This window comes from Kribbella sp. NPDC005582, from assembly GCF_040605415.1.
In the GTDB taxonomy this organism is placed as follows: domain Bacteria; phylum Actinomycetota; class Actinomycetes; order Propionibacteriales; family Kribbellaceae; genus Kribbella.
Window position 1 is genome coordinate 65,089 of sequence record NZ_JBEXCU010000009.1, and the last position, 21,054, is coordinate 86,142.

The 21,054-nt window shown below is 67.7% G+C and carries 23 protein-coding genes; 13 read left to right on the forward strand and 10 right to left on the reverse strand.

Annotation, left to right across the window (positions count from 1 at the left end; all coding sequences use genetic code 11):
• Nucleotides 1-6: 6 nt before the first annotated feature.
• Both ABZS29_RS35960 and ABZS29_RS35965 read right to left on the reverse strand, forming a co-directional pair.
• A complete protein-coding gene (locus ABZS29_RS35960; RefSeq protein ID WP_355469090.1) occupies nucleotides 7-2,190 on the reverse strand; it encodes an FtsX-like permease family protein in 2,184 nt (727 codons plus the stop codon).
• Nucleotides 2,187-2,948 (reverse strand): ABC transporter ATP-binding protein, encoded by a 762-nt coding sequence (locus ABZS29_RS35965; RefSeq protein ID WP_355469092.1) that lies wholly within the window; start codon nucleotides 2,946-2,948, stop codon nucleotides 2,187-2,189. Before ABZS29_RS35965 ends, ABZS29_RS35960 begins: the two co-directional genes overlap by 4 nt.
• A gap of 131 nt (nucleotides 2,949-3,079) precedes the next feature.
• On the opposite strand from ABZS29_RS35965, the gene ABZS29_RS35970 reads away from it, so the two are divergent.
• Nucleotides 3,080-4,243, forward strand: a complete 1,164-nt coding sequence (locus tag ABZS29_RS35970) for a serine hydrolase domain-containing protein (RefSeq protein ID WP_355469094.1) — start codon at nucleotides 3,080-3,082, stop codon at nucleotides 4,241-4,243.
• Nucleotides 4,244-4,252: 9 nt separating this feature from the next.
• On the opposite strand, the gene ABZS29_RS35975 is transcribed toward ABZS29_RS35970, so the two are convergent.
• A complete protein-coding gene (locus ABZS29_RS35975; protein ID WP_355469096.1) occupies nucleotides 4,253-5,071 on the reverse strand; it encodes a glycoside hydrolase family 16 protein in 819 nt (272 codons plus the stop codon).
• 79 nt (nucleotides 5,072-5,150) lie between these two features.
• On the opposite strand from ABZS29_RS35975, the gene ABZS29_RS35980 reads away from it, so the two are divergent.
• The 8 genes from ABZS29_RS35980 to ABZS29_RS36015 all read left to right on the forward strand — a co-directional run bounded on the left by ABZS29_RS35980 (nucleotide 5,151) and on the right by ABZS29_RS36015 (nucleotide 13,490).
• Nucleotides 5,151-6,002, forward strand: coding sequence for a glycoside hydrolase family 16 protein (locus tag ABZS29_RS35980; RefSeq protein WP_355469098.1), 852 nt, complete (start codon nucleotides 5,151-5,153; stop codon nucleotides 6,000-6,002).
• Nucleotides 6,003-6,025: 23 nt separating this feature from the next.
• Entirely contained in the window at nucleotides 6,026-6,793 is a 768-nt protein-coding gene (locus tag ABZS29_RS35985; protein WP_355469099.1) for a GntR family transcriptional regulator, read from the forward strand.
• 22 nt (nucleotides 6,794-6,815) lie between these two features.
• Nucleotides 6,816-7,820, forward strand: a complete 1,005-nt coding sequence (locus ABZS29_RS35990) for a LacI family DNA-binding transcriptional regulator (RefSeq protein WP_355469101.1) — start codon at nucleotides 6,816-6,818, stop codon at nucleotides 7,818-7,820.
• An 84-nt stretch (nucleotides 7,821-7,904) separates the two neighbouring features.
• Nucleotides 7,905-9,200, forward strand: coding sequence for an extracellular solute-binding protein (locus ABZS29_RS35995; RefSeq protein WP_355469103.1), 1,296 nt, complete (start codon nucleotides 7,905-7,907; stop codon nucleotides 9,198-9,200).
• Nucleotides 9,201-9,210: 10 nt separating this feature from the next.
• Entirely contained in the window at nucleotides 9,211-10,107 is an 897-nt protein-coding gene (locus ABZS29_RS36000) for a sugar ABC transporter permease (RefSeq protein WP_355469105.1), read from the forward strand.
• Nucleotides 10,104-10,931: a carbohydrate ABC transporter permease gene (locus tag ABZS29_RS36005; protein ID WP_355469106.1), complete on the forward strand. Its 828-nt coding sequence runs from the start codon at nucleotides 10,104-10,106 to the stop codon at nucleotides 10,929-10,931. Before ABZS29_RS36000 ends, ABZS29_RS36005 begins: the two co-directional genes overlap by 4 nt.
• A gap of 45 nt (nucleotides 10,932-10,976) precedes the next feature.
• Entirely contained in the window at nucleotides 10,977-12,476 is a 1,500-nt protein-coding gene (locus ABZS29_RS36010) for an alpha-N-arabinofuranosidase (protein WP_355469108.1), read from the forward strand.
• A 51-nt stretch (nucleotides 12,477-12,527) separates the two neighbouring features.
• A complete protein-coding gene (locus ABZS29_RS36015; RefSeq protein ID WP_355469110.1) occupies nucleotides 12,528-13,490 on the forward strand; it encodes an arabinan endo-1,5-alpha-L-arabinosidase in 963 nt (320 codons plus the stop codon).
• Here ABZS29_RS36015 and ABZS29_RS36020 read toward each other — a convergent pair whose 3' ends face one another.
• The 4 genes from ABZS29_RS36020 to ABZS29_RS36035 are packed head-to-tail and all read right to left on the reverse strand — an operon-like array spanning nucleotide 13,491 to nucleotide 16,704.
• Nucleotides 13,491-14,372, reverse strand: coding sequence for a manganese catalase family protein (locus tag ABZS29_RS36020; RefSeq protein ID WP_355469112.1), 882 nt, complete (start codon nucleotides 14,370-14,372; stop codon nucleotides 13,491-13,493).
• Nucleotides 14,373-14,429: 57 nt separating this feature from the next.
• A complete protein-coding gene (locus tag ABZS29_RS36025) occupies nucleotides 14,430-14,996 on the reverse strand; it encodes a hypothetical protein (RefSeq protein ID WP_355469114.1) in 567 nt (188 codons plus the stop codon).
• A 15-nt stretch (nucleotides 14,997-15,011) separates the two neighbouring features.
• On the reverse strand, nucleotides 15,012-16,160 hold the full coding sequence (locus ABZS29_RS36030; RefSeq protein ID WP_355469116.1) for a zinc-dependent alcohol dehydrogenase: 1,149 nt from the start codon (nucleotides 16,158-16,160) through the stop codon (nucleotides 15,012-15,014).
• The gene (locus tag ABZS29_RS36035; protein ID WP_355469118.1) at nucleotides 16,081-16,704 is read right to left on the reverse strand and encodes a hypothetical protein; all 624 of its coding nucleotides are present in this window, start codon (nucleotides 16,702-16,704) and stop codon (nucleotides 16,081-16,083) included. Before ABZS29_RS36035 ends, ABZS29_RS36030 begins: the two co-directional genes overlap by 80 nt.
• A gap of 159 nt (nucleotides 16,705-16,863) precedes the next feature.
• Between ABZS29_RS36035 and ABZS29_RS36040 the strand changes: the two genes are divergently transcribed.
• From ABZS29_RS36040 to ABZS29_RS36055, 4 genes are all read left to right on the forward strand, one after another.
• Nucleotides 16,864-17,361 carry a DUF2231 domain-containing protein gene (locus ABZS29_RS36040; protein ID WP_355469119.1) on the forward strand — a complete coding sequence of 166 codons (498 nt, stop codon included), beginning with the start codon at nucleotides 16,864-16,866 and terminating at the stop codon, nucleotides 17,359-17,361.
• An 11-nt stretch (nucleotides 17,362-17,372) separates the two neighbouring features.
• Nucleotides 17,373-17,714: a DUF5335 family protein gene (locus ABZS29_RS36045; protein WP_355469121.1), complete on the forward strand. Its 342-nt coding sequence runs from the start codon at nucleotides 17,373-17,375 to the stop codon at nucleotides 17,712-17,714.
• A gap of 79 nt (nucleotides 17,715-17,793) precedes the next feature.
• Nucleotides 17,794-18,477 (forward strand): GAF and ANTAR domain-containing protein, encoded by a 684-nt coding sequence (locus tag ABZS29_RS36050; protein WP_355469123.1) that lies wholly within the window; start codon nucleotides 17,794-17,796, stop codon nucleotides 18,475-18,477.
• Between the two features lie 202 nt (nucleotides 18,478-18,679).
• A complete protein-coding gene (locus tag ABZS29_RS36055) occupies nucleotides 18,680-19,384 on the forward strand; it encodes a GAF and ANTAR domain-containing protein (RefSeq protein ID WP_355469125.1) in 705 nt (234 codons plus the stop codon).
• Nucleotides 19,385-19,387: 3 nt separating this feature from the next.
• On the opposite strand, the gene ABZS29_RS36060 is transcribed toward ABZS29_RS36055, so the two are convergent.
• Genes ABZS29_RS36060 through ABZS29_RS36070 form a run of 3 tightly spaced genes read right to left on the reverse strand, consistent with a single transcriptional unit; the run spans nucleotide 19,388 to nucleotide 20,932 of the window.
• A complete protein-coding gene (locus tag ABZS29_RS36060) occupies nucleotides 19,388-19,882 on the reverse strand; it encodes an SRPBCC domain-containing protein (protein ID WP_355469126.1) in 495 nt (164 codons plus the stop codon).
• Between the two features lie 13 nt (nucleotides 19,883-19,895).
• Entirely contained in the window at nucleotides 19,896-20,543 is a 648-nt protein-coding gene (locus tag ABZS29_RS36065; protein WP_355469128.1) for a hypothetical protein, read from the reverse strand.
• Nucleotides 20,543-20,932, reverse strand: a complete 390-nt coding sequence (locus ABZS29_RS36070) for a hypothetical protein (protein ID WP_355469130.1) — start codon at nucleotides 20,930-20,932, stop codon at nucleotides 20,543-20,545. Before ABZS29_RS36070 ends, ABZS29_RS36065 begins: the two co-directional genes overlap by 1 nt.
• Nucleotides 20,933-21,054: the final 122 nt, after the last annotated feature.

The window sequence follows — 21,054 nt, forward strand, 5'->3', positions numbered from 1 at the left end:
CCCGAATCAGCCGGTCCGAGTCGATGCCCCGGCCAGTGCCGACTGCCGGAGCAGCCGGGCGATCGGGACGATCGTGGTCGCCATCGCGATCAGCGTCGCACCCCCGAGGATTGCCAGTACGCCGGTCAGCGGCACGTATGGAACTGCGCCGCCGGTCAGGGCGTAGACGACCGCGGTGAGAGTGACGGCCGCGATCGCGCCGCCGATCAGGACCGAGACGCCCAGCAGGCCGGCTTGTTCGGCGCGGACCATGCGCTTCAGCTGGCGAGTGGTGACACCGGCCAACTGGAGAACGGCCAGCTCGCGGCGGCGGGCGAGAGCAGCCATCGTCATGGTGTTCGCTGCCGCCAACGCGGCGAAGCCAACCATCACCGTGATCAGCAACTTGTTCAGCCAAGCACTGATCGCCAGGTCTTTGGAGACCGCAGCCGTCGACTGCTCGGAAGGAACGGCACCCTTCAGCGCCGGTACGGCGTCCGCCGTCGCCCGAATGAGCAGCTTGGTCGGCGGCCGACCGACCGTCGCCGGAGACAGGACGACGTCGCCGAACCCAAGACCGCGTTCGTAGATCGCCGCAATCCGCAGCTTCTTCACCGTTCCGTCGCCGAGCCAGAGGTCAGCCTGGTCGCCGACCTTCCAGTTCCGCGACGATGCCTGTGTCGCCGAGACCGCGATGCTCTCCGGCCCGACATCAGCCAGACTGCCGTCGCTGACCTTGAGGTCGAGCGTCGTCTTGCTGTCGGACACGTCGATCGCCTGGGCCGGGACGACCTCGAGGGTGTCCATCACCTTCACAATCACCGACGTCGGACGCATCGCCGTGACAGCTTCGACCCCAGGGGCCCGGCGAAGCTTCTCGACCTCGGCATTCGAGACGCCTTCCGGCGCGAGCATTGTGTACTGCGCGAGCGTCCCCGCCGCCAACTGCTGAACGGTCTGCCGCTCCACGTTGTCCTGCAGGAACCACACCGACCCACCGAAGCCGATCGAGAGCACCAGAGCGGTCAGCACAGTGGCACCGCCGCGCGCGTTGGCAGCGAGATTCTTCGCGGCGAGATAGCCGCTGGTCCCGAAGCCTGCTTGAAGAATCGGCGCGAGGTAGCGCGCAGTGAGGCTGTTGATCCACGGCGCCAGCAAGGCAACCGCGATGACGAACAGATACAGCATGCCGACCGCCCCGGCCAGCGCTGCTTGTCCACCTGCTCCGACGGACACGGCGCTGGACGAGATCGCTCCGGCAAGGGACGCGATCCCGAAGCCGAGACGCACCTTGCTCAGCCGCGCGGGCTCGACCGCGATCTGCGACAGCGCCTCGGCCGGGCGAATCCCGGAGAGCCGCCGGCTGGCCAGCAACGCTGCGCCGAGCGCAATCACGACGATCAGCAGGACAGCGGCCGGCGCAGCCAGGAGGCCGATCGCAAGCGTGTAGTCGGCCGGCACAAACCCGCGCACCACCAACTGCTCCCCCAGCCATCGACTCGCCAGCAACCCAGCCGGTACGCCGATCACCGAACCCGCGAGACCCAGTACGGCGGCCTCCGCCATCAGCATCCGCCGAACCTGCCCCGGCGTCGCGGCAGTTGCCCGCAGCAACGCCAGATCGCGGCGCCGACCACGAATCGACAGCCCGATGGTTCCCGCGACCACGAACACCACGAGCAGAACGACGTACCCGCCGAAGGCTGCACCGATCTGCACCAGCAGTCCGCGCGCCGTAGCGATATCCGGCCGCTCGACGAGCGCCCGATCGCGGCCGGTGTACGCCGTGGCGCCCACGGATCCGGCGACCTTGTCGACGGCGTCGGTGACGGCAGCACGGTCGGCCTGCCGCTCCACCGACACGGCAAAGGCGTCCGCCCGTCCAGCGCCGGCCGGAGTCGTCTCGACCCGCTCGACGCCAGGCACCTTCCGCAGTTCGGTCGCCAAACCAGCCGGCAGCGAGGCAGGCTCGGGCAGTTGAACGGTCGCCGTGTAGGGATCGCCCAACTGCTTGCCCGTGATGGTCAGCTCGCGTTTGGCGACCACGATCTCGGCGTTCACGTACTGCTGCGGCGCGGGCGGCGGACGCAGTCCGGATTCCACCAACGCGCCCATGCTGGTCAGAATCGTCACGCCCGCGATCAGCGCGATCAGTGTTGCCAGGACGCTGCCTGGCCGGTGCCTGACCAGACGTAGCGCGATCCCGGTCATGCCGCCGTCTCCTGCCTGCGACCGAGCGAGGCCAGCTGTGCGGCGATCCGGTCGACACCGAGTCGCGGCGTGTCGGCAACGACCCGGCCGTCGGCGAGCAGCAGCACGCGATCGGCGTACGACGCCGCCACCGGGTCGTGGGTCACCATGATGATCGTCTGACCGTGGTCATCGACGATCGACCGCAACAGTGCCAGTACGTCGGATGCCGTCTGACCGTCCAGCGCGCCGGTCGGTTCGTCGGCGAAGACGACGTCCGGGCGGACCGCCAGCGCACGGGCGATCGCAACTCGTTGCTGTTGGCCACCAGACAGTTCGGAGGGTCGCCGCTGGAGCAACGACGTCACACCGACCCGGTCGACGACCTCGCTCAGCCAGCGGCGGTCCGGCCGCGCACCGGAGAGCCGCAGCGGCAGGGTGATGTTCTCCTCGACGCTCAGCGCGCCGATCAGGTTGAACAGCTGGAAGACAAACCCGATCTTGGTACGGCGCAACTTGGTCAACGCGGTCTCCGACAACCCCGACAGTTCCGTGTCACCGACGAACACCCGGCCGGAGGTGGGACGGTCGAGACCGGCCGCGGTCTGCAGGAGCGTGCTCTTACCTGAGCCCGACGGTCCCATGACCGCGGTGAAGGTTCCGCGCACGAAGGTCGCGTCGACTCCGGCGAGGGCGTGGACCGGTTGTCCGGCGACGTCGTACGTCCTGGTCAGTTCCTGCACCCGAACGGCGGCGGGCAACGGCATCGTTTTCGTCATGCCTCAACGCTAGGAAGATCGCCGCGCCGCCAACATCCCGCCAGCTGGCCACTCGAGGTACAGCAGGCTCTACCACGATCGGGTTGCTAGCTCCATCGATCGGCGGTCGCCGCGCTTCTAGCGTTGCGGTCATGACAAATCAATCCTCCCGTCGCCGGCTCGGCCGGCTCACCATGACCGCGGTGTCGGTCGCCGCGATCGCCGGTCTGGGCACCACCGCCGCACCGGCCGCGATCGACAGCGCCCGCCACCCGGACAACGCCGTACAAAAGAGTCTTGACGGACTTGTCGCGGGTCCCAGCTTCCCCGGCGCGATCGTCACGGTGCGAGACCGGTCCGGCCGGGCCCGCACCTACACCGCCGGTGTCGGTGACCTCGCCACGAAGGCGCCGGTACCGCGAGCCAGCCGGGTCCGGATCGGAAGCAACACCAAGACCTTCACCTCGGTGGTCGTCCTGCAGTTGGTCGGTGAAGGGAAGATCGGACTCGACACCGCCATCGAGAAGTACCTGCCGGGCATGGTTCGCGGTGACGGGATCGACGGCCGCAAGATCACTGTCCGGCAACTGCTCCAGCACACCAGCGGCATCCCCGACTACGACGAACTCCTCGCCGCGGGCTATCCCGAGCTGCAGCACACCTACTGGGAACCCCGGGAGATGGTCGACGTCGCCCTGGCCAAGAAGGCGTTGTTCCCGCCGGGCAAGGGCTGGGAGTACAGCAACACCAACTACATCCTGGCCGGACTGATCGTGCAGAAGGTGACCGGGCGGCCGATCGCCGAGGAGATCACCCGGCGCGTGATCGAGCCGATCGGGCTGCGCGACACCTACTGGCCGGCCGTCGGCGACCAGCGGATCCTCGGCCCGCATCCGCAGGGCTACTTCAAGACCACTCGGGACGGGAAACCCGTCAACGTCACCGAGATGGAGCCCTCGCTGGGCTGGGCGGCGGGCCAGATGATCGCCTCCCCCGGCGACCTGAACCGCTTCTTCAGCGCTGTGATCGACGGCAAGCTGCTGAAGCCCGCGCAGCTGCAGCAGATGCTCAGCACGGTCCCGGCGCCGGACCTCGACGTCAACGGAGACGGCGACTACGGCCTCGGCATCGCCAAGCTCCCACTGTCGTGTGGCGGCTTCGCCTGGACCCATGGCGGTGACATCTTCGGCTTCGAGACCCGCAACGCCGTCACCACCGACGGCCGTGAGGCAGCCCTGGTGGTCACAGCCATGCCGACCACCATCGACGACGCCAAGCGCGTCGCCAAGACCCTCGACACCGCCCTCTGCAGCTGACGCCTGCTACTACCGGTAGATCCGCACGTAGTCGACGAGCAGAGTTGCGGGGAACTCTGTCTCGTCGGTCGGATTGCCGGGCCACGGGCCGCCGACCGCAAGATTGAAGAGCAGGTAGAAGGGCCGTTCGAAGACCCACTGCTTGCCCTTCGGCAGCTTGTCCGGGGTCATCTCGAAGAACGTCCTGCCGTCGACCTCCCAGGCGATCCGCTCGGGGCTCTTCTGCACGGCGAACACATGGAAGTCGTCGCTCAGCTCAGCAGGCAGCTCGATCTCCCCTTGGATGCCGGCGTCGTCGAAGTAGCCGGGTCCGTGCACCGTGCCGTAGATCGTCCTCGTCTCGTTGCCGACCCACTCCATCACGTCGATCTCGCCGCCGTTCGGCCACTCGTCCGCGCCGGAGCCGAGCATCCAGAACGCGGGCCACAGCCCGACGCCGGCCGGCACCTTCATCCGCACCTCGACCCGCCCGTTCTGCAGCGAGACCTTGCCCTCACTGGTGATTCGACCCGAGGTGTACTCGCAGTTCTTCCCGTTCCAGCAGGGCAGGTCCGCTGCGGGATCCGCCTTCGCGGCGGTGATCGCGAGATTGCCCTTGCCGTCGCGGGCCAGGCTGTCGGCGGTGTAGTACTGCAGCTCCTCGTTGCCCCAGCCGTCGAACTCCTTGTTGCCGGTGACAACGTTCCAGGACTTCGCGTCCACCGGTCCCGAGCCGTCGAACTCGTCGGCCCAGACGAGCTCCGGCCGGCCCCCGTCGTCGCCGGTATCCGCACAAGCGTTCAGCCCCGCGAGCAGGCCCACCGCCAGCAGGAGTCTCTTCATCACCATCGAGGCAGTCTACAGCAACTTATTGACCACTTCTTGTCCAGTGTGAGACGGTCCTCGGCATCCCTACATCGGAGGTGTCATGAGACGAACCCGCCTGGTGGCCGCACTGCTCGCGGCTGCCGTCGTTTCACCCGCCCTGACCACCGCGCCGGCCGGCGCCTACGAGAAGCCCGACCCGCGACAAGCCCTGGCCATCAGCTGGCAGGACGAGTTCAACTCGCCCGCCGGAACCCGACCGAGCGCGAGCCGATGGAACCTGGAGACCGGGGGCGAACCCCAGTGGGGCAACGAGGAATGGCAGTACTACACGAGCCGCAAGGAGAACGTCTCGACCGACGGCGCGGGCAATCTCGTCATCCAGGCGCGCAAGGAGCGGCTGGCCGGGATGGAGAACTGCCAGTACGGCACCTGTGACATCACCTCGGGCCGGATCACCACCAAGGCCAAGTTCGAGCAGGCGTACGGGAAGTTCGAGGCCCGGATCAAGATTCCGGACGGCGCGGGCCTGTGGCCGGCGTTCTGGATGATGGGCGCGAACATCGACGAGGTCGACTGGCCGAACAACGGCGAGATCGACATCATGGAGATCGTCGGCAACGAGCCGTACACGCTCTACGGCACCGTGCACGGTCCGGGCTACCACTCCGAGAACGGCCCCGGCGGCAGCACCACCAGCAGCCGGAAGTGGGCCGATGCCTTCCACCTGTACGCCGTCGAGTGGTCGCCGAACAAGGTCGTCTGGACCGTCGACGGCCAGCCGTTCCACACCGTCACACCGGCGGACATCCCGGCCGGTGCGGACTGGGTCTTCGACCATCCGTTCTACCTGCTGCTGAATCTCGCCGTCGGCGGCGTCTGGCCCGGCCCGCCGAACTCCTCCACCCGGTTCCCCGCGAAGATGCTGGTCGACTACGTTCGCGTCTACAGCTAACAGCGTCAGCTCGAGGGAGCGTAGTGACAGCCAGTCTGCGAAAGCGCGATCGCGCCCGGGAGCACCTGATCGGCCTGATCGAAGCCAGGGCGATCGGTCAGGCGATCCCGTCCGAGCGCCAGCTCTCCGCGGACCTCGGCATCTCCCGCCCCACCCTGCGTTCGGTAGTCGACGAGCTCGTCCGCGACGGCTGGCTGGTCCGCCAGCACGGCCGGGGCATGTTCGTCGGCTCGCCGAAGATCGCGCAGGAGATCGTCGGCGGTCCCGCCCGCTCCGGCGGGGCCGGCTATCCCCCGGCTCCCGGCACCTGGACCAGCCGCATCCTGAGCCACTCCGTCATCCCGGCCGGCATGGCGATCGGCAGCCGACTGCGCATCGAACCCACCACCGCCGTACTGCGGATCGCCCGCCAGCGCCTCGTCGACGGCCAGCCGATGTCGGTCGAGACCATCCATGTCCTCGACGAGCTGGTCCCAGGTCTCGACATCGCCGCCCTGGAGACCGGTTCCTTCTACGCCCTGCTCCGCGACCAGTACGGCGTCATCCCGACCGATGCCGAACAGACCCACGAAGCCGCCGCAGCGGATCCGGCCGAAGCAGAGCTCCTCGGACTGACCGCGGGCGCGCCGATCCTCACCCTGGAGCGGCTGACCCGCGACCAGCACGGACGCCTCTTCGAGTACACCCGCGCCGCCTACCGCGGCGACCGCTATCGCGTCACCTCTCAGCTCACCCTCACCGACGCCGTGCAGCACACCGCCGTGGACGTGGATTACCGTAAGTCTTCATGAGCGGGGGTCGGGAGGTGCGCTGGTGGCGGTGACGATGCGTGATGTCGCGCGCCAGGCGGGGGTGTCGCCGAAGACCGTGTCGAACGTGATGAACGGGTATCCGTACATCCGGGAGGAGACCCGGGTCCGGGTGCTCGCGGCGATCGACGACCTCGGCTACCGGGTGAACATCTCGGCGCGGACGCTGAAGTCCGGCCGGACCGGTGTGATCGCGCTGGTGCTGCCCGAGCTGAGCAATCCGTACTTCGCCGAGCTCGCCGACGCGGCCATCGCGGCGGCCGGCGGGCACGGACTGACGGTGATGATCGAGACCACCAACGCCGACCGTGAGCGCGAGCTCACCGCGCTCGCCCGTCCCCGCGGACACCTGGTCGACGGTCTGCTCTACAGCCCGCTCGGGCTGGGCCAGGAGGACGTCGGCGTCCTGCGCTCGGGCAGCCCGATGGTGCTGCTCGGCGAGCGCATCTTCCACGGCCCGGTCGACCACGTGATGATCGACAACGTCGAGGGCACCAAGGCCGTGGTCCGGCACCTGCTCGAACAGGGCCGGCGCCGGATCGCGGTGGTCGGGTGCAAGCCGACCGAGCAGATCGGTACGGCGGCCATCCGGTACCGCGCGTACCTCGACGCGCACGCGGAGTACGGCGTACCGGTACCGAAGGATCTGGCCGTTTCGGGTGGTCAGTGGCATCGCTCGAGTGGTGCCGAGGCCTTGAACGCCCTGCTCACGCGGACCCGTGATTTCGACGCCGTACTGGCCCTGAACGACACGCTCGCGCTCGGGGCGATCCGTGCGCTCACCGCGCACGGCATCCGGATTCCCGACGACATCGCGGTGGCGGGGTTCGACAACATCGACGAGGCCGAGTACAGCACTCCGACGCTGACGACGGTCGACCCGAACCGGGTGCACATCGCGCGCACGGCCGTCGATCTGCTGGTCCGGCGGATGGGCGGTGACGAGTCCGAGCACGAGGAACTCGTGGCGCCGTACCAGCTGCACATCCGGGAATCCACCGCCGGCTGACGTCTTGACCGACCGGTCGCCGGCAGGCATCCTCTCTTCTACACCGATGTAGTACACCGATGTAGAAGGTCGGAGGAACCCTGCATGTCCGACGGCTCCGCCCCCGCACGCCCAGGCCGTCGAGCAGTACTTGGTGGACTGCTCGGCGCCGGAACACTCGCCCTGACCGGTTGTAGCACCGCGCGCCCGGACGCCCGGGTCCGCGAATGGAACCTCTTCGGCGGCGGTGACGGCGCCCGCCTGCAACAGATCCACCAGGAGTACGTCAGGCAGCATCCTGACGTCCGGTTCGAGGCCCACACCCTCGCCTGGGGACCGCCGTTCTACACCAAGCTCGCGATGTCGGCGGCCGGTGGGCGCGCGCCGGAGGTGGCGACCCTGCACCTGTCCCGGCTGAAGGGCTTCAGCCCGACGACGATGCTCGATCCGATCCCTGTCGACCTGCTCAACGAGGCCGGTATCAGCGAGTCCGATTTCCTCCCGGAGATCTGGCAGAAGTGCCACGTCGACGGCGTCCTGTACGCCGTTCCGCTCGACCAGCACCCGTTCGTCCTGTACTACAACACCGACATCTGCGAGAAGGCCGGGCTGCTCGCCCCCGATGGGCGGATCAAACCGGTGACCGGCGTCCCCGCGTTCCTCGACATGCTCAAGGCGGTCAAGGAGACGACGGGCAAGTTCGCCGCCTCGATCGAGACCACGAACCCGTGGCGGATGTGGTGGACGCTCTACGGACAGCTCGAAGGCAAGTTCTTCGACGAGTCCGGTCAGCGCCTGGTGCTCGATGACGACAAGGCACTCGAAGCGCTGACCCTGATGGCGAAGCTCGCGGCCGACGGTCTCACCCCGCGCTCGTCCAACTACGCCGCACTGGTCGCCCAGTTCAGCAACGGCGAGGCCGGTCTGAGCTTCAACGGCGAGTGGGAGGTGACGACGTACCAGACCGCGAAGATGCCGTTCAGCATGGCCCCCTTCCCGGTCCTGTACGACGTCCCCAAGTACGCCGGTGATGCGCACACATTCGTCCTGCCGCATCAGGCGAACCGGAACCGCGCCGATACGAAAGCGACCGTGGAGTACATCGCCTGGATGCTCAAGAACAGCACGGAATGGGCGGTCGGCGGCCACATCCCGGCGTACCAGCCAGTGGTGAAGAGCAAGGAGTATCTGAGCCTCAAACCGCAGGCGGAGTACCGCAGCGTGGCTCCCGATGTCCTGTTCGATCCCGACGCCTGGTTCAGCGGCTCGGGAGCGCAGCTGCAGAACGAGGCCGGCGCCGCCTTCAGCGGTGTCTTCTCCGGTCAGGCGACGCCGAAAGCCGCGCTCGCGCAGTTCAAAGCGGCGACCCAGAAGCTCCTCGACACTCCGTCCCCGGTCTAGGAGGCCAGTCGTGTCATTACCAACTTCGAGAAAGCCCTGGCAGGAGCGCTGGGCCGGCCTGCTCTTCGTCGGCCCGTTCTTGCTGCTGTTCGCGGTGTTCCTGATCTGGCCGACCATCTCCGGGTTGTGGAACAGCTTCTTCAACACGAGCCTGGCCGGTGTCGGCCAGGAGTTCCTCGGCCTGCAGAACTGGCGCGAGATGTTCGGCGATTCCGCAGTCTGGTCCTCGCTGAAGAACACGCTGGTCTTCACCGCGATGAGCACGCCACCGCTGGTGCTGATCGCGCTCGTGATGGCGCTCCTCGCCAACCGCACCGGCCTCCTCGGCTGGCTGTTGCGGTTCGCGTACTTCGCTCCGTTCGTCCTGCCGGCCACGGTCGTCACCCTGATCTGGGTCTGGATCTACGAGCCCGGATTCGGCCTGATCAACGGGCTGCTGACGGCCGGCGGATTCGCGGAGATCGACTGGCTGAACACGGAGAACCGGGCGATGCTCGCCGTCGTGATTACGACCGTCTGGTGGACGGTCGGGTTCAACTTCCTGCTCTATCTTGCCGCCCTGCAAGGGATTCCGGAGCAGGTCTACGAGGCGGCATCGATCGACGGCGCCAGCGAACGGCAGAAACTCTTCCGGATCACGCTGCCGCTGCTGAGCCGGACGACCGCACTGATCGCCGTCCTGCAACTCGTGGCGTCGTTGAAGATCTTCGACCAGATCTATCTGATGACCAACGGCGGACCGAACTACGCGACCCGGCCGATCATCCAGTACATCTACCAGAACGGTTTCACGAACTACCGGATCGGCTACGCCTCCGCGATCTCGTACATGTTCTTCGCGATCATCGTGGTCGTCGCGGTGCTCCAGTTCAAGCTGTTCTCCGGCTCGAAGGAGGACGCGGCATGAAGGCCACCTGGACCTTTCCGAAGGTCGCCACTGCGGTCGGTGCATCGATCCTGGGCGTGATCTGGCTGGTCCCGCTACTCTGGGCGCTGTCCACCTCGCTCAAACCGGAGCCGGAGACCACCCGATCGCCGATCACCTGGTTGCCCGAGGCACCGACCGTGGATGCGTACCGCAGCATCCTCGACCAGGGTGACCTGATCCGCTGGTTCGTCAACAGCAGCGTCGTCTCGGTGCTGGTCACCGTCCTGACCCTGCTCGTCTCCGTCCTCGCCGCGTTCGGCTTCTCCCGCACCGAGTTTCCGGGTCGCCGGATCATCTTCGGCCTGGTCGTCGCCGGCATCCTGGTGCCGCCGCAGGTCCTGATCGTGCCGCTGTTCCAGGAGATGACCGGGCTCGGCCTGGTCGACACCTACTGGGGCATCGTGCTCCCCCAGGTCGTCGCGCCGGTGATGGTCTTCGTGCTGAAGAAGTTCTTCGACGGCATCTCCCGCGACTACGAGGACGCCGCCCGCGTCGACGGCGCCTCCCGCTGGCGGATCGTCTGGAGCGTGATGGTGCCGATGTCCCGGCCGATCCTGGTTGCCGTCGGCATCTTCACGTTCATCGGCGCCTGGAACAACTTCCTCTGGCCCTTCATCGTGACCACCGACCCGTCGATGATGACGATCCCGGTCGGGCTCGCGAACGTCCAAGGTTCCTACGGCCTGCGCTACGCCCAGATCATGGCCTCGGCCTTGCTGGGCGGCCTGCCGCTGCTGATCGTCTACGCGCTGTTCCAGCGCCAGGTGGTCCGTGGCGTCGGCGACGCCGGCATCAAGGGATGACTCGTCCTCCACAAAGAACACTGCCACCATGACAGGAGCATTCTGGTGCCCACTGCCCACCTGACCATCGATCCCGCCTTCCCGATCGCGCCGGTGAACCGCCGCACCTTCGGGACCTTCGTCGAACACATGGGTCGCTGCGTCTACACCGGGATCTACGAACCCGGCCACGCCACCGCCGACGAGGACCGCTTCCGCAAGGACGTCCTCGAACTCACGCGGGAGCTCGGCGTCTCGGTGGTTCGCTATCCCGGCGGCAACTTCGTCTCCGGCTACCGCTGGGAGGACGGCGTCGGCCCGCGCGAGGACCGGCCGCGCCGCCTCGACCTCGCCTGGCACAGCGTGGAGACCAACGAGTTCGGTCTCGACGAGTTCATGCGCTGGAGCGCGAAGGCCGGTGTGGAGCCGATGATGGCACTCAACCTCGGCACCCGCGGGGTGCAGGAAGCACTCGACCTCCTCGAGTACAGCAACCACGCGGGAGGTACGGCGCTCTCCGACCTGCGAGCGCAGCACGGAGCGGCGCCGTACGGGGTGAAGTTGTGGTGCCTGGGCAACGAACTCGACGGGCCGTGGCAGGTCGGGCACAAGACGCCGACCGAGTACGGACGGCTCGCGGCCGAGACTGCGCGTGCGATGCGGATGGTCGAGCCGGACCTGCAGCTCGTCGCGTGCGGTTCGTCGTCGTCGAAGATGCCGTTGTTCGGCACCTGGGAGCGGGAGGTGTTGCGGGAGACCTACGAGTTCGTCGACTACATCTCCTGCCATGCCTACTACGGCAACGACGACGGCGACACCGCGTCGTTCCTGGCCTCCGCCGTCGACATGGATCACTTCGTCGACTCCGTCACCGCCACCGCTGACCACGTCGGCGCCGAGCTCAAGAGCCGCAAGCGGATCGACATCTCCTTCGACGAATGGAATGTCTGGTACGGCGACCGCTCCCGGCGTACCGACGGGCCGGCCGACCAGTGGGAGGTCGCGCCGCGACGGATCGAGGACGAGTACAACGTCACCGATGCCGTTGTCCTCGGCAACCTGTTGATCTCGCTGCTGCGGCACAGCGACCGGGTCGCGGTCGCCTGTCTCGCGCAGCTGGCCAACGTGATCGCCCCGATCATGACCGAGCCCGGTGGCGCCGCCTGGCGGCAGCCGACCTTCCACCCGTTCGCCATCACCTCGCGGCTCGCGGCCGGGCAGGTGCTGCGCGTCGAGACCGACTCCCCCATCGTCACCACGGCCAAGCACGGTGACGTCACCGCCATCGACGCGGTCGCGACGTACGACGAGGGCCGGCTGGCACTCTTCGTCGTCAACCGCTCGACCGAAGCGCCGATCGAGATCACCGTCGACCTCAGCCGGGCCGGTGTGACCTCGATCGACGAAGCCGTGATCATCCACGACACCGACCCACTCGCCACCAACTCCGCCACCACACCGGACCGCGTCACCGCTCAGCCGTTCGACTCGGCCCGACTGATCGACGGCAAGCTCACGCTCACGTTGCCTGCCATCAGCTGGAGCGCCGTGAGTCTGTCTGTCTGACCGTCAGCTCCACCCGTTGCCCGCCCGCAACTTCAACGGAAAGAGATCACCATGCGTCGCTTGACGAAACAGCTGGCCTTCCTGCTCGCGGGAGCCCTTGCGGTCACCACCGCGCTGGCTCCCAACGCCTGGTCCTATCCAGGACCAGGCCGGGTCACCGGGGACACCGTCGTCCACGACCCCAGCGTCGTCAAGCGACCCGGGGGCGGCTACCTGGTAGCCCACACCGGTGACAACATCGCGCTGAAAACCTCCGACGATCGGACCGCCTTCCGCAACGCCGGCTCGGCGTTCCCGGGCGGTGCGCCCTGGACGACGGCGTACACAGGTGGCAGCAAGAACCTGTGGGCGCCGGACATCTCGTACCGGAACGGCCAGTACTACATGTACTACTCGGCTTCCAGCTTCGGCTCGAACAAGTCGGCGATCTTCCTCGCGACCAGTCCGAGCGGCAACTCCGGGACCTGGACGCATCGAGGTCTCGTCATCGAGTCCCGGAGCACCGACGACTTCAACGCCATCGACCCTGACCTCGTCGTCGACGACCAGGGGCGATGGTGGTTGTCCTTCGGGTCGTTCTGGTCGGGGATCAAGCAGATCGCCCTCTCCCCCTCAAGTGGCCTGCGCTCCGACTCGAGCCTGCGCGCCCTGGCCGGCCGCGGCGGCGGTCCGATCGAAGCACCGAACATGGTCAAGCGCGGCAACTACTACTACCTGTTCGTGTCCTTCGACTACTGCTGCCGCGGCGCCCAGAGCACGTACCGGGTCATGGTCGGCCGCTCCACCTCGGTCAACGGCCCGTTCCGCGATCGCAACGGCGCCGCGATGACCTCCGGCGGGGGCACCGAGATCCTCGCCTCCCAGGGCTCCATCCACGGTCCCGGTCATCAAGACGTCTTCGGTGACACCGACCACGACATCCTCGTCTACCACTACTACGCCGACGACGGCACACCTTTCCTCGGCATCAACTGGCTGATCTGGGACTCGGCCGGCTGGCCGGTCGTCAGCTGACTACTCCTTCTTGAGCTTGTCCTGCACCTTCCCGGCCGTCTTCTCCACCAGGTTCGGCAGGTCGGTCGTGCCGTAGAACCGTGCGTCCGGCCGGGTCGGCGCGGGCATCGGAGCCGTGGTCGTGGGTCCGTCGTGGTACGTGAACTCGCCGTTCCCGTCCGGCGTCGGGCCCTTCGCCCAGGTCCCTTCGCCGGCGGCCGGGCCGTCGCTGAAGTTCAGATACTGGTACGAGACGTCGGTGTGTTCCTTGTTCTGCGGGAAGTTGCTCGGGACCGGCAACAGCTCGGCGCCTTCTTCCTGCAGTTCGGCGACCGCGGCGAGCCACATGTTCTGGTGCATCGTGTCGCGCGCGAGCAGGAACGACAGCAGGTCACGGACGCCGTAGTCGTCGGTCATGTGGTAGAGCCTCGCGACCTGCACCCGGCCTTGCATCTCGGCGTTGGCATTGGCCTGGAAGTCGGCCAGCAGGTTGCCGCTGGCCGTGATGTAACTGCCCTGCCAGGGATTGCCCATGCTGTCGACCGCGCGAGCCCCGGCCCCGGCCACGATGGCGTGCTGAATGTCGGTGCCACCGATCACGGCCGCGACCGTCGGGTCTTCCTGGACGGCGTCCTCGGTGATGCCCAGCGGCGCCTTCTCCAGCAACTGCGCGATCATCGTGGCGAGCATCTCGACGTGACCGACCTCCTCGGCGCCGACCCCGAAGACCAGATCCCGGTACTTCCCGGGCGTGTGCATGTTCCAGCCCTGGAACATGTACTGCATCGCGACCGTGATCTCCCCGTACTGACCGCCGAGCACCTCCTGCAGCTTGCGGGCGTAGACCGCGTCCGCGCGTTCCGGCGTGGCCTTGAACTGCAGTTCCTGTCGGTGGAAGAACATTCGCTTCTCCTCAAGTGGATGCGTTCGAGCCTGCGAGGTGCCCGCCCCAGCGGCCTATTAACGTCGGGACAGCCGCCGTATTGCGCGGAATCCCAGTACGGCGGCCGCGATCCACGGCCAGCTGACGATCACGAGGTCCAGCGGCTGGTGGATCAGATCGGCGCGCTTCTGACCACGACGGGACCGGAGACCGTGGTACGTGAGCTCCGCCTTGATCCCGGTCTCGGCGATCGGATTGTCGGGATGCCTGCTGATGAAGGACCGCATCGTGCTGCCGAAGGCGTCGACCCGGTCGGCGCCGAGCAGGAGCAGCCAGTGCGCCGCACGGCCTTCGCTGTAACGGCGATAGGCGAGTTTGCGGATCGCGCCGGAGACGCCGCGCGGCGGGCACGACGTACCGAAGACGGGAGTGACGAAGGCGTGCTCGTTCGACCGCTCGCGGGGCCAGTGCTCGGGTTGCCGCTCCGGGAAGTCCCAGACCGCGCCGTACGGGTGGGGGTTGTAGACCTCCTTCGGTACGGCGGGGCGGACGCTCGGGTCGAGGTCGGCGCCCCAGCCGGGGATCCGGGCGCGGAGCTTGTCGGTGGACTCGGCGATGGGCGGACGTTCGGAGGTGTAGGCCATCTCGGACTCCCGGGGTCAGGCGGCGGTGGGGACGATGAGCGGTTTGACGCAGTTGTCGAGCTTGGCCGAGAAGAGGTGGTAGCCCTCGGCGATGTGCTCGAGCGGGATGCGGTGGGTGATCAGCTCCGCGGGCCTCAGGTAGCCGTTACGGACGTGCTCGAAGAGCCGTGGCCACTGCCGCTTCACCGGGCACTGGTTCATCCGCAGCGTGAGGCCCTTGTTCATCGCGTCGCCGAACTTGACCGCGCTGAACATCGGCCCGTAGGCACCCATCACCGAAACGGTGCCGCCCTTGCGGACCGAGTCGATCGCCCAGTTCAGGGCGATCGGCGAACCGCCCTGCAGCTTGAGCTTCGCGGAGGTGATGTGCTGGAGCAGGTTGCCGTCCGCCTCCGCTCCGACCGCGTCGATCACCACGTCGGCGCCGAGATGATCGGTGAGTTTCTTCAGCAGCACAACGATGTCCGCGTGTTCGGCGAAGTTGTAGGTCTCCGCGTGCGCGAAGGTACGAGCCTTCTCCAGCCGGTACTCCAGGTGGTCGATCACGATCACCCGGCCAGCGCCCATCAGCCACGCCGACGCCGCAGCGGTCAGGCCGACCGGCCCGGCGCCGAAGACCACGACGACATCGCCTTCGACGATGTCGCCGAGCTGCGCGCCGAAGTACCCGGTCGCGACCGCATCGGTGAGCAGGACTGCCGTGTCGTCGTCCATCCAGTCGGGGATGACGCTCGGTCCCACGTCGGCGAACGGCACCCGGACGTATTCGGCCTGGCCGCCGTCGTACCCGCCGCAGGTGTTGGAGTAGCCGTAGATGCCGCCGACCGCAGTCGCGTTCGGGTTGACGTTGTGACAGTTGGCGAACAGGCCGCGGGCGCAGAAATAGCAGGTGCCGCAGAAGATGTTGAACGGCACCATCACCCGGTCGCCCGGCTGCAGCGTCCGGACCGCCGGCCCGACCTCGTCCACCACGCCGACGAACTCGTGCCCGAACGTCATTCCGACCCGGGTGTCCGGCATCATCCCGTGGTACAGATGCAGGTCCGAGCCGCAGATCGCGGCCCGGGTCACCCGGACGATCGCATCACCGGGATGCTCGATCCTGGGCCGCTCCTTCTCCTCGACCCGGACCCGGTACGGACCTCGATAGACCATTGCCCGCATGGAGCTCTCCCTTCGAACGATCGGTGTCGTGCTTGCTGGGTAGCCAGTTGCGGGTCTCAGCGATGGCTTCGGTCAGCACGTAGCGCAGGAGCGCATCGCCGTCCGCGGCCCGGAAGTCGGTGATCGCGCGGATGGCGCCCGCGACCACCAGCGGCGCTTCCCACTCGTAGCCGACCGGCGGCCGGCCGGCGTACGTCTCCGCCTTGCGCACAGCGGCGGCGAGCTTGGCGCCGAACCGCGCCGACACCACCGGTACGACGGGCCGGACGCACCGCACGACCACCGCCGGGATCAGCCGCGCATCGTCGGTGGTCAACCCGATCACGTCGGGAATCAGCGGCACCAGCGTCACCCGGCCCGCATCGGAGATCTCGTCGTTGACCTCCCGGGCGATCAGCGCCAGCAGCGGATGCGTGCACTCCGGCCGGTCCGACCAGGCGACCCCGGCCAGGTACGACGCGTACTCCATGAAACAACCGCCGCGCCGCGGATTGCGATGCCGCCCGCGGGACAGGATCGGCACCACCTCGATGTTGTCGGCCATGAGAACCTCCCGGCGAGTGACCAGCTAGCCGGAGGTACCCCGCCGAGGGGGTCGTATGCGAGGCGGACCCACCGGGTTACGCCGCTCCTGCCGGGGTACCGGCGGCGCATCCCGTACCGGGTAGGCACCTGCCGGCTTCAGGTCTTCGAGGAGGAGAGCATGGACACCACGCAACGGGCCAAGCGGCCGAAGACGGCGCTGGCGGGGCCGTACGGGCATCCGTTCCATCCGGTGCTGGTGACGGTGCCGATCGGCGCCTGGGTGGCCAGTGTGGTCTTCGACATTGTCGCGCTGTCGGCGGACGACAAGGAGAGCGCGTTTGCCGAGGGCGCTTATTGGCTGATCGGGATCGGCATCGTGGGCGCCGTACTGGCTGCTGTTTTCGGTCTGATGGATCTGCTGACGATCCCGCGCGGCACTCGGGCGTTCACGACCGGAATCACGCACATGATGCTCAATCTGGTCGCGGTCGTGCTGTTCGTCGTCAACTTCTTCGTGCGCGCCGCCGCTGACGCTGACGAGGCGACGGTGCTGGGGTTCGTGCTCAGCCTGATCGCGCTGGCCATCCTGGGTGCGTCCGGCTGGCTGGGCGGCAAGCTCGCCTATACGTACGGCGTTCGCGTTGCGGACGAAACCACCCAGAGCAAGGGTTTCTGAGGCTGACCAGGATGATCGAGGCGAGGAACAAGATCGATCGCGAGGAGTGGGAATCCGCCCTGGATCAACACACCTGGCGGCACGAGGGTGACTACGTGACCATCGAGGTGCTGGACCCGAGCCTCGGCGACCAGTTGGAGGTCGAGCGGCTGCCGTTCCGCTACGTCTCCTACGACCGGCGCGACGACACCGTCGTGATCGCGGTCGGCGGGACGACCGCGGACGTCGTACTGCGGCATCTGATCGCCAAGCCGGCCACCGTCTCGATCGACGAGGACCTCGAACCGCCCTCGCTGCTGATCATCGACGCGGACTCCACGTCGACGCTGGTCACGTTCTACCGCGGCGACTAGCAGGGTCGACACACCGGAGCGGCAGGAGCAGACTGTTTGGCGTGGGCGGCGTTCAGACGTCCCGGTGAAGGGTCTCGGCATGGAGCTGCCGCGGTTGCTCGAGGCGATGGACCAGGTCTCGAACGCACTGCGCTGCCCGATCGACGAAGCGGACACGCTGCGTCAGATCACCGCCGCCGCGGTGGACACGATTCCGTCCGTCGAGCACGCCAGCATCTCGGTGACCGACAAGAACGGCCGGATCCAGACGCTCGCCCCGACCGACGCGATCGCGGTCCGGGCCGACGAGCTGCAGTACGAGCTCGGCGAAGGCCCCTGCCTGGCAGCCTTCACCGAGCCGGTGGCGCAGGGCGAGGACCTGGCCGACGACCTGCGCTGGGCGCTCTACGGTCCCAGGGCGGCAGCCCTCGGCCTCGGCTCGCAGATCGGCTTCCAATTCGCCGCCGAGCCGTACGCCCGCGGCGCACTCAACCTCTACGCCAGTGAGCCGCACTGCCTCGATCTCGAAACCCGCCGGCTCGGCATCCTGTTCGCCGACCTGGTCGCCGTCGCCCTCGGCTGGAGCCGCCAGAACGCCAGCCTCCACCAGGCCCTCGACACCCGCAGCATGATCGGCCAAGCCATCGGCATCGTCATGGAGCGTTACCGCTTCGACGCGGACCGTGCCTTCGCCTTCCTGGTCCGCACCTCCCAGACCGGCAACCTCAAACTCCGCGACGTCGCCGCTGGCCTGATCGAAGACACCACCCGCCGAGCCAGCTAGCCATCGCCGCCGGATTCGGGACCTTCGACTCTGTAACACCCGGTCGACCAGATCGGATACTTCGGTGAGCGCGGAGTGCCCAGCGGTGAATCGGGGGTCGGACCGCTACGCGGAGTGATAGTTGCCGTGTGGGCTGGCGCTTGGCACGCTGCTGGTGCACAACTGTGAGTGAGCCCGGCTGCGGGCACCGATAGGAGAGTCGATGACCTCGGATCCGTCCGATGATCTTGCCGCCGTGATGACGGCGGCCGCCGCCACGCTGCGGGCGCCGATCGATCTGGACAAGACGCTCGAGCAACTGCTGGCCAGCGTCATCGACACAGTCCCGGGCATCGACCAGGCGAGCCTGTCGATCACGAGCCGGGACGGCACGATCGAGACCCTGGCGCCGACCGATCAACGCGTCGTCCAGGCCGATCAGCTGCAGTACGAGCTGCGGGAAGGACCGTGCCTGGAGGCCGCGCTCGCGGAGCCGGTGGTCGAGGCCGGCGATCTCGCCACCGATCCGCGCTGGCCGCAGTACGGACCGAAGGCCGCGGCCCTGGGCTTCGGAGCGCAGATCGCGTTCCAGTTCCGCGCCGAACCCCATGCCCGCGGAGCCCTGAACCTGTACTCCGACCAGCCGCACACCATCGACAACGACACCCGAGCGCTCGGCGCGCTGTTCGCCGGCCTGATCGCGGTCGCGATGGGCTGGGCCCGCCAGGACGCCAGCATGAACGCGGCCCTGATCACCCGCAACGTGATCGGCCAGGCGGTCGGCATCGTGATGGAGCGCTACACGATCGATCCGGACCGCGCGTTCGCGTTCCTGGTCCGGATCTCCCAGGACACCAACACCAAGCTGCGGACCGTTGCCGAACGCATCATCCAGGACGTCGTCAAGAAGGCCGCCGCCACCGGATAGCTCTCAGGCGGGCGGATTGGGCTGGAAGAAGTCGTCGCGGGGGACGTCGGCGGTGTCGGCCGCGGTGACTTCGGGCTGCCCCCGACCGGTCTCGGCGAGATTGCGCAGGCTGTCGGCGACGAAGAAGTTCCAGGCGTTGGAACAGACGTCGTAGCACTCGTAGTCGGGGACCAGACCGTGCTGAGTGAAGGTGACCGCCGTCCCCTCCGGCGCGGGACTCAGCTCGAAGACGATCCGGTTGCCGATCCACTCCGTCTGGTCGCTGACGAAGCCGAAGGCGTTGTCGACGACGAGCCACTCGACGCGACGGCCCGGTACGACGTCGGTCACGCGGATCCGGGTCCGGTGCAGGTTCTGGACCTCGAAGGCGAACTCGTCACCCGGCTCGGTAGTGGCGCCTTCGATCGAGGCGTTCCACCAGGCCCGGGTGTCGAGGATCGCCGCGAACACGTCGGCCGGGTCACGGCGGATGGTGACGGTGGTGGTGTAGTCGTTCATGGCTGACTGCCTCCTAGGCAAGGATCGAGATGATGACGACGACGGCGAGGGCCGCGTCGAGGCCCGCGCAGAACGCGGAGTACGAGCGGGACACCACCACGTCGCGGTGGTGATGGATCGAGTCCCACAGGGCGTGACCGACCAGTCCGGCGATCACGAGAGCCGACGCGATCACGGTGAAGCCACCGCCCGCGGTCGCTGCGCCGATGACGACGGCGAGGGTGCCGAAGCCGACGGCGGCCCCCAGTTGCCGGCGATTGTGACGCTGGGTCCAGCTCCCCCGGCGAAGGCCGACCACGAACAGGACAGCCTGGGCCAGTCCGAGCACGACCAGGGTCACCCACTCGTTGTCGAGCACGGCGCCGAGCCCGATCAGCGGGAGCCCGGCGGCGAAACTCCACCAAGCGGCGTTCGGACGACCGATGACGGCCGCCGCGAGATAGATCGCGGCGCACATCATCACGGCCGAGGCGGTGCCGCCTTCAGCGCCGATCGCGACGGCGGCCAAGCCGCCGATTGTCACCGGGAGGATCGTGTGGACGAGCAGACCCCGCCGACGATGCGTGGGCGGTTGCACGGTGGTAGCTACCAGCTCACCACCGGGCGGACCTGGGACGAGCAGACCCCGTCGACGCTCCGCGGGCAGGCGCACGGCGGTCATCAGCTCACCGCCGGGCGGCGGACCCCGACCGGAGACGTCTCCGGTCCGCACAGGTAGGCGGCGAGGCCGAGCAGCAGTCCGGCCGGCAACCAGCTGGCCAGAGCGGTGACGACACCTGCCAGCGCGGCCACCATCAGGATCGGGCGAGCGGCCGCCGAGCCGAGCGCGGCAAGCACGACTCCCACACAGGCGAGTCCAAGGACCGCGATCGTCAGTACGGCGGCCGCGATCACCAGCCCGACGACACCGCGCGGGCTGTCGCCGCCGTCGATGCCGAAGACGTCGAGCACGCCGGCGAAGTCGAGCCCGGCGAGCGGAATGGGAATGGCACTCACGATGCCGAAGGTCGCCAGCGTTGCGGCGAGGAGTCGCTGCGAGGTGGTGTTCATGGCCTGCTCCGTCCTGGTTGCTGTCTTTCCTCAACTCTGGTCGTCGGCCGGCCGCCGCGGCAGACGGCGACCCGGAGTTCGGCGTACCGGCCAGCCGGTACGTCGCAGTGGTGGCCAGCGGG

Coding starts and splice junctions, on each gene's coding strand:
- ABZS29_RS35960 (WP_355469090.1), bottom strand. CDS start 2,190: ATGACCGGGATCGCGCTACGTCTGGTCAGGCACCGGCCAGGCAGCGTC.
- ABZS29_RS35965 (WP_355469092.1), bottom strand. CDS start 2,948: ATGACGAAAACGATGCCGTTGCCCGCCGCCGTTCGGGTGCAGGAACTG.
- ABZS29_RS35970 (WP_355469094.1), top strand. CDS start 3,080: ATGACAAATCAATCCTCCCGTCGCCGGCTCGGCCGGCTCACCATGACC.
- ABZS29_RS35975 (WP_355469096.1), bottom strand. CDS start 5,071: ATGGTGATGAAGAGACTCCTGCTGGCGGTGGGCCTGCTCGCGGGGCTG.
- ABZS29_RS35980 (WP_355469098.1), top strand. CDS start 5,151: ATGAGACGAACCCGCCTGGTGGCCGCACTGCTCGCGGCTGCCGTCGTT.
- ABZS29_RS35995 (WP_355469103.1), top strand. CDS start 7,905: ATGTCCGACGGCTCCGCCCCCGCACGCCCAGGCCGTCGAGCAGTACTT.
- ABZS29_RS36005 (WP_355469106.1), top strand. CDS start 10,104: ATGAAGGCCACCTGGACCTTTCCGAAGGTCGCCACTGCGGTCGGTGCA.
- ABZS29_RS36015 (WP_355469110.1), top strand. CDS start 12,528: ATGCGTCGCTTGACGAAACAGCTGGCCTTCCTGCTCGCGGGAGCCCTT.
- ABZS29_RS36020 (WP_355469112.1), bottom strand. CDS start 14,372: ATGTTCTTCCACCGACAGGAACTGCAGTTCAAGGCCACGCCGGAACGC.
- ABZS29_RS36025 (WP_355469114.1), bottom strand. CDS start 14,996: ATGGCCTACACCTCCGAACGTCCGCCCATCGCCGAGTCCACCGACAAG.
- ABZS29_RS36030 (WP_355469116.1), bottom strand. CDS start 16,160: ATGCGGGCAATGGTCTATCGAGGTCCGTACCGGGTCCGGGTCGAGGAG.
- ABZS29_RS36035 (WP_355469118.1), bottom strand. CDS start 16,704: ATGGCCGACAACATCGAGGTGGTGCCGATCCTGTCCCGCGGGCGGCAT.
- ABZS29_RS36040 (WP_355469119.1), top strand. CDS start 16,864: ATGGACACCACGCAACGGGCCAAGCGGCCGAAGACGGCGCTGGCGGGG.
- ABZS29_RS36045 (WP_355469121.1), top strand. CDS start 17,373: ATGATCGAGGCGAGGAACAAGATCGATCGCGAGGAGTGGGAATCCGCC.
- ABZS29_RS36050 (WP_355469123.1), top strand. CDS start 17,794: ATGGAGCTGCCGCGGTTGCTCGAGGCGATGGACCAGGTCTCGAACGCA.
- ABZS29_RS36055 (WP_355469125.1), top strand. CDS start 18,680: ATGACCTCGGATCCGTCCGATGATCTTGCCGCCGTGATGACGGCGGCC.
- ABZS29_RS36060 (WP_355469126.1), bottom strand. CDS start 19,882: ATGAACGACTACACCACCACCGTCACCATCCGCCGTGACCCGGCCGAC.
- ABZS29_RS36065 (WP_355469128.1), bottom strand. CDS start 20,543: ATGACCGCCGTGCGCCTGCCCGCGGAGCGTCGACGGGGTCTGCTCGTC.
- ABZS29_RS36070 (WP_355469130.1), bottom strand. CDS start 20,932: ATGAACACCACCTCGCAGCGACTCCTCGCCGCAACGCTGGCGACCTTC.